The sequence below is a fragment of the Actinocrinis sp. genome (assembly GCF_035946395.1).
In the GTDB taxonomy this organism is placed as follows: domain Bacteria; phylum Actinomycetota; class Actinomycetes; order Streptomycetales; family Catenulisporaceae; genus Actinocrinis.
This window is the reverse complement of record NZ_DASYZI010000230.1, coordinates 1-5,984: the sequence shown is the minus strand read 5'-3', so window position 1 is coordinate 5,984 and position 5,984 is coordinate 1. Positions and strand designations below refer to the sequence as shown.

The window sequence follows — 5,984 nt, the reverse complement described above, 5'->3', positions numbered from 1 at the left end:
CGATCGCGGGGGTCTCCGGGTCCTTGCGGATCAGCAGGAAGGTGACCAGCGTGGACAGGCCGAGCAGGATCGCGCTGATCCCGAACGCCACGTTGTAGCCGTGGATCTGCGCCGACGGGGAGTACGGCGAGGCGTGGTTGTTCTTGCCGTAGTTGACGATCGTCGTGGTGAACACCGTGTTCAGCAGCGCCACACCCAGCGAGCCGCCGACCTGCTGCGTGGTGTTGACCATCGCGCTGGCCACGCCCGCGTCGTGGTCGGCCACTCCGGTGAGCGAGGTGTTGCTCAGCGGCACGAACACGCAGCCCATGCCGACCGCCATGATGATGAAGGCGGGCAGGATCATCGACACGTACGAGGAGCCCGCCTGCAACTGGGTCAGCCAGATCATCGCGCCGGTGGCCATCAGGCCGCCGAAGGTCATCACGACGCGCGGGCCGAGCCGCGGCAGCAGTGCGCTGGCCGCGCCTGCCGTCACGATCAGCGCTCCGGAGAACGGCAGGTAGGACAGGCCGTTCTTGACCGGGGAGTAGTGCTGGATCTGCTGGAAGTAGTAGGTCATGAACAGGAACATGCCGAGCATGCCCGCGCCCATGATGACCGAGGTCAGGAACGACCCGCCCCGGTTGCGGTGCCACACCACCCGCAGCGGCAGCAGCGGGTTCTCCAGCCGGGACTCCAGGAACACGAAGCCCACCAGCAGCACCACGGCGATCGAGAAGGGCACCAGCGCGGAGGTCGCGGTCCAGCTGTTGGTCTTGGCCACCTCGGTGAACCCGAAGACCAGGGCGCCGATGCCGATGCTGGACATCAGCGTGCCCGGGATGTCGTACCTGGTGTTGCCGTGGGCCTTGCTCTCGCGCACGATCGGCAGGGCCAGCGCCACGGTGATCGCGGCGATGAAGATGTTGACGAACAGCGTCCAGCGCCAGCTCGCGTACTGGGTCAGGATGCCGCCGAGCAGCAGGCCGATCGCCGCGCCGACGCCGGCGACGGCGCCGAACACGCCGAAGGCCTTCGCCCGGTCCTTCACGTCGGTGAACGTGACCGTGATGATCGACAGCGCCGCCGGTGCCAGCAGCGCGCCGAATGCGCCTTGCAGCGCACGCGCGGCGAACAGCATCCCCTCGTTCTGCGCGAAGCCGCCGAGCCCCGAGGCCAGGCCGAAGCCGATCAGGCCGATGATGAAGACCCGCTTGCGCCCGACGTAGTCCGCGATCCGGCCGCCGAGCAGCAGCAAACCGCCGAAGGCGAGGGAGTACGCGGTCACGATCCACTGGCGGTTCGCGTCGTCGATGTGCAGCGCCACCTGCGCCGAGGGCATCGCGATGTTCACGATGGTGCCGTCGACGACCACCATCAGCTGCGCGATGGACACGACGATCAGCGAAAGCCAGCGCCGCGGGTCGGGCAGTGCCTGCCCTGGTGGGTGTGAACCCGCCGGGACGGCGTCCGCGACGGTGGTTTTTTCAGACATGGATTCCCCTCCGAGGGAAGGTGCAGCGCTTCACGGCGCGCTTGATCAGTCGTCGGTTCGCAGGACGACCCTACGATCCGGCACCGACAATTCCGGGATTGCTACTGGAAGGTGCTGCTACTCGCCCTGCGCGGCGGCCCCGTCGACGTCTTCGCAGGCGCGGTACTTGAGCAGCGGAATGAGGATGTCGTCGACCACGTGCCGGCCGAACTCGTCGTCGAGTGGCTGCTGCGCGATCAGCTTCCGCGTCATGATCATTGCGTACATGACCTCGTGGAAGAGGTCCGGGTCCGCGTCGGGCCTGACCTCGCCCCGGGCGGCGGCCTGGCTGATGATGGTCTCGTTGATGACGCGCTTGGACGCGTACGTGCACTCGTGCAGCGTGTGTCCCAGCGCGGGGTTCCGGGCCGCCGCGGTCATCACTCCGGTGAGGACCTCGCCGTCCGGGCTGTTGCTGACACGCAGCGCCATCGACATCAAGGCCATGATGTCGCCGCGCAGCGATCCGGTGTTGGGCGCCTCCGGAGTGGCGCCGAACCGGTTGACCAGCGCCTCCGCCACCAGACCCGGCTTGTCCGGCCAGGTGCGGTAGATCGTCGCCTTGCTGGCGCGGGCGCGCGTGGCGACCGCGTCCATGGTCATCCGGTCGTATCCGACTTCCCCGAGCAGTTCGAACACCGCGTCGCAGATCGCCTCGCGCCGCTCCGGTCCGCGCCGGGAGCCCCGCGGCTCCGGCAGGTCCAGGTCGCGCAGCCCGATCTCCGTGTCAGTCACGATGCCCTTCCTTCCCGAAGCCGGGAGTACGAAACCGTTTCGTACCGTAACCATACACCGGACTCGCTTCAGTACGAAACCGTTTCGTACACCAACGCTTGTGATGCTTATCACAAGCGTCCAGAGCTTTTGCCTACACTTGTTTGCCAACGAGCGTTGACTTCACGGTACCGCCCGGCTTACGCTGAATCCGGAGGCAACCAGGACATACGAATCGGCCGGTGGAGCGAACAACGGCCCATCAGAAGGCGAGGGCACGCGATGACGTGGGACACGCACTCGGACCAGGATCTTGTCCAAAGCGCTGCGCACAACGCCGTGAGCGACGTCGTGATCGTGGGGGCGGGGCCGACCGGGCTCCTGCTCGCCGGGGACCTCGCCGCGCGGGGTGTCGGCTGCACGGTGCTCGAACGCCGCGCCGAGTCGGCCGACACGAGCGCCACGCGAGCCTTCGCCGTGCACGCGCGTTCGCTGGAGCAGTTCGACGCGCGAGGGCTCGCCGACCGGCTGATCGAAACCGGCACGACCGTCGACAGCCTGCTGCTTTATGGCCGGGCTGCGATCTCCTTCGCGGGCTTGGACAGCCGCTTCCCGTACCTGCTCGTCACGCCGCAGTACAACGTCGAGCGGCTTCTCGCGGAGCGAGCAACCGCAGCGGGTGCGCGCATCGTGCGTGGAGTCGAAGTCGTCGGCGTCAATCAGGACTCTGACGGAGTGTCGGTGCGTGTGAGGGCTGACGGCGCCGATCGGGCGGAGTCCGTATACCGGGCGACGTACGCAGTAGGCGCCGATGGTGTGCACAGCAGTGTGCGTGAGGCACTCGGTCTGCCGTTCCCGGGGCGCCCGGTGGTCCGCTCGATCATGCTCGCGGACGTGCGATTCACCAACCCGCCACAGGAGGTCCTCACCGTTGCCGCGGTCGGCGACGCGTTCGCGTTCATCGCGCCGTTCGGCGATGGCTGGTACCGGACGTTCTGCTGGAATCGCCGCAACCAGGTCCCGCCGGGCGCCCCGCTGGACCTGGCGGAGATCCGCACGGTGCTGCATTGGGCGCTCGGCACCGACTTCGGGCTGGCTGAGGCGCGCTGGATGTCCCGTTTCCAGAGCGACGAACGGCAGGTCCCCGCCTACCGGGTCGGCCGGGTCTTCCTGGCTGGTGACGCCGCGCACTGCCACTCGCCGGCCGGCGGCCAGGGCATGAACACCGGCCTACAGGACGCCGCGAATCTTGGCTGGAAGCTGGCCGCCGTGCTGAACGGCCGGGCCGCGGACCCGGAACGGCTGCTGGACAGCTACCACACCGAGCGTCACCCGGTCGGCCGGATGGTGCTGCGCAGCAGCGGCGCGCTTGTCCGCCTCGCGCTGATCAAGCCGCTGGCGATACGCACCGCGCGCAACGCATTAAGCGCAGCGGTGCTGCGGGTCCCGGCGTTTGCGCACCGCGCGATGGGGACGGTCAGCGGCATCGCAATCGAGTACGGACGGCCCCAGGGCGCGCACCCCAGCATCGGCAAGCGCGTGGGAGATCTGCCGCTCACGGGCAGCAACGGAGCGGGCAACATTGGATCGGTAATGGCGTCGCGGCTCTACGAGGTGTTGCGCAACGGCAGGTTCGTGCTGATCGGTCGGGACGCGGACGAGGCCGACATCGTGAACGAGTGGAAAGGATGCGTGGATTACGCGGTCAGCGCGCAGTCACCGCATGCGCTGCTGTTGGTCCGGCCTGACGGATACGTGGCTTGGGCCAGTGACGACACGAACGCGGCGGCCCGCGCCTCAGCTGCCCGCGGTGCCCTTATGCAGTGGTGCGGTTCCTCGCGCTGAGCGCTGCGTATTCGGATCGTCTTAGGGCATATGACCGAAGGCGTACCCGAAAACGCGTCCCACAGTGCGTGGAGGCCCGCGATGCGCTTCGCTGATCGTGCCGAAGCGGGCGGTGAACTGGCCGCTCGCCTTGAGCACCTGCGCGATCAGCGTCCCGTCGTGCTCGGGCTGCCGCGCGGCGGCGTGCCGGTCGCCTTCCGGATCGCCGAGGCGCTGGACGCCCCGCTCGACGTGATCGTGGTGCGCAAGCTCGGCGTCCCGTGGCTGCCGGAACTCGCGATGGGGGCGATCGGCGAGGACGGCAGCCTGGTCATGGAGATGGACACGCTGCGGCATGAGGGCATCACCGAGGCGATCTTCACGGCGGTCGAGCGACGTGAGGCTGCCGAGTTGTCGAGACGCGCCGACGCGTATCGTGCAGGGCACCCCGCGGTGTCGATCGCCGATCGTACGGTCGTCATCGTCGACGACGGGATCGCCACCGGTTCCACGGCACGCGCCGCGTGCGTCGTCGCCCGTCAGCGCTCTGCGACTCGCGTCGTGCTCGCCGTGCCGGTGCTGCCGCCGGACCTGATCGGCCCGATGCGGCAGGTGGCCGACGAGGTCGTCTGGCTGTGCGCACCGGAACCGATGATCGCCGTGGGCAACTGGTATGGCGACTTCGATCAACTCACCGACGCCGAGGTCGTCGAACTGCTCACGCGTGCCGACGCTCGCCAGTGATCCAAGCCCGCCGGCAGCGGAGCGGCAATCAGGATCCGGACGCTGTGATCAGGACTCAGCGACCGCGACGACTCCGCTCATCGTTCCGACGTACGCGCGGCCGGCTGCGAGCGTCGGCGAGGCGAAGTGTGGCGACGGACCGACGGCGACCTGCGCGAGAACCTGGCCGGTGCTCTGGTCGAGCGCGTAGAGAACGCCCGCGCCGTCGTTCATCGACCAGACCGCGCCACCGCCGACGGCCGGCGAGTCATAGGCGGTCTGCGGGTCTGCTTGCCAGAGCACGGATACGGTCTGCGCGTTGACGTTCACGGCGCGGATTCCGCCGCTGCATGGGAGATACGCCTTGGTCCCGTCCACGGCCGCCGAGCCGTACGCGGCGCACAGCTGCGTGTCAGAGAGCTGGCCACCGATGCCGCCGAGGTGTCCGGGCCGGATGAGATATGCGACACCGCGCTTGCCCGCGATCAGCACGTAGCCGTCGACCACGGCGGGTGACATCGAGCCGAGATCCAGGTCGCTCGCGTTGTCCCGCGACCAACTGATCGGCGCGAAGTAGTCGGCGCGCCGCAGGTCCGGCGTGAGTGCGAGGACCGAGTCGCTGCCGTCGTAGCTGCCGGTCTGCGCGCCGTTGCCGACCGCTGCCAGCAGCGTGTTTCCGTGTACGACGAGGCCGCCGGGCGTCCAGATGCCGCCTCTGCGCGGCGTGGGCACCGAGTACGTGAGCTGATTTCCGCTTCCCCCGGCCGGCACCGCGACGACCGAGCCGACGTAGTCGCCGCAGTCGCCGGCGAGGCCGCCGAAGGCGATGTATACGTGCCCGAATGCTGTGGTCAGCGCCGCGCGCTGCTGCGCGTCGGCGGCGCTGCCGGCCATCGGTTCGGCGTATCGCTTCCAGCGTACGGCGCCTGTCGCGGGATCGAGCGCGGCGAGCAGGTGGTGCCTGCCCTCGGTCTCGGCCAGCACGAACAGAGATCCGGTCGCCGGGTCGTACGCGGGAGTGGAGGTGATTCCCAGTGGGTTGATATTCCCGCAGGGCAGCTCGGACAGTGGCACGGGACGGCCGAGGCCGGTACGCCACAGCACGTGTCCGTCTGAACGTGCGAGCCCGTACACGGAGTCGTTCTCGGTGGCCGCGATGAGCGTCCCGCCGAGCAGCAGCGGCTGTCCGTACACGGCGCCGTCGAGT

The 5,984-nt window shown here is 68.6% G+C and carries 5 protein-coding genes; 2 read left to right on the top strand and 3 right to left on the bottom strand.

Annotation, left to right across the window (positions count from 1 at the left end):
- Positions 1–1,477, bottom strand: a 1,477-nt coding sequence (locus VGS97_RS14430; RefSeq protein ID WP_326853983.1) for an MFS transporter, incomplete at its 3' end; no start/stop codon positions are given.
- Positions 1,478–1,594: 117 nt separating this feature from the next.
- On the bottom strand, positions 1,595–2,251 hold the full coding sequence (locus VGS97_RS14425; protein WP_326853982.1) for a TetR/AcrR family transcriptional regulator: 657 nt from the start codon (positions 2,249–2,251) through the stop codon (positions 1,595–1,597).
- 261 nt (positions 2,252–2,512) lie between these two features.
- Here VGS97_RS14425 and VGS97_RS14420 point away from each other — a divergent pair, with 261 nt between their 5' ends.
- Positions 2,513–4,075 (top strand): FAD-dependent monooxygenase, encoded by a 1,563-nt coding sequence (locus VGS97_RS14420; protein ID WP_326853981.1) that lies wholly within the window; start codon positions 2,513–2,515, stop codon positions 4,073–4,075.
- An 81-nt stretch (positions 4,076–4,156) separates the two neighbouring features.
- A complete protein-coding gene (locus VGS97_RS14415) occupies positions 4,157–4,798 on the top strand; it encodes a phosphoribosyltransferase (RefSeq protein WP_326853980.1) in 642 nt (213 codons plus the stop codon).
- Between the two features lie 48 nt (positions 4,799–4,846).
- On the opposite strand, the gene VGS97_RS14410 is transcribed toward VGS97_RS14415, so the two are convergent.
- A partial coding sequence (locus VGS97_RS14410; protein ID WP_326853979.1) for a PQQ-binding-like beta-propeller repeat protein occupies positions 4,847–5,984 on the bottom strand: 1,138 nt, incomplete at its 5' end.

Excerpts from the sequence above, each read along its gene's own strand:
- VGS97_RS14415 (WP_326853980.1), top strand. The coding sequence starts at position 4,157 with ATGCGCTTCGCTGATCGTGCCGAAGCGGGCGGTGAACTGGCCGCTCGC.
- VGS97_RS14420 (WP_326853981.1), top strand. The coding sequence starts at position 2,513 with ATGACGTGGGACACGCACTCGGACCAGGATCTTGTCCAAAGCGCTGCG.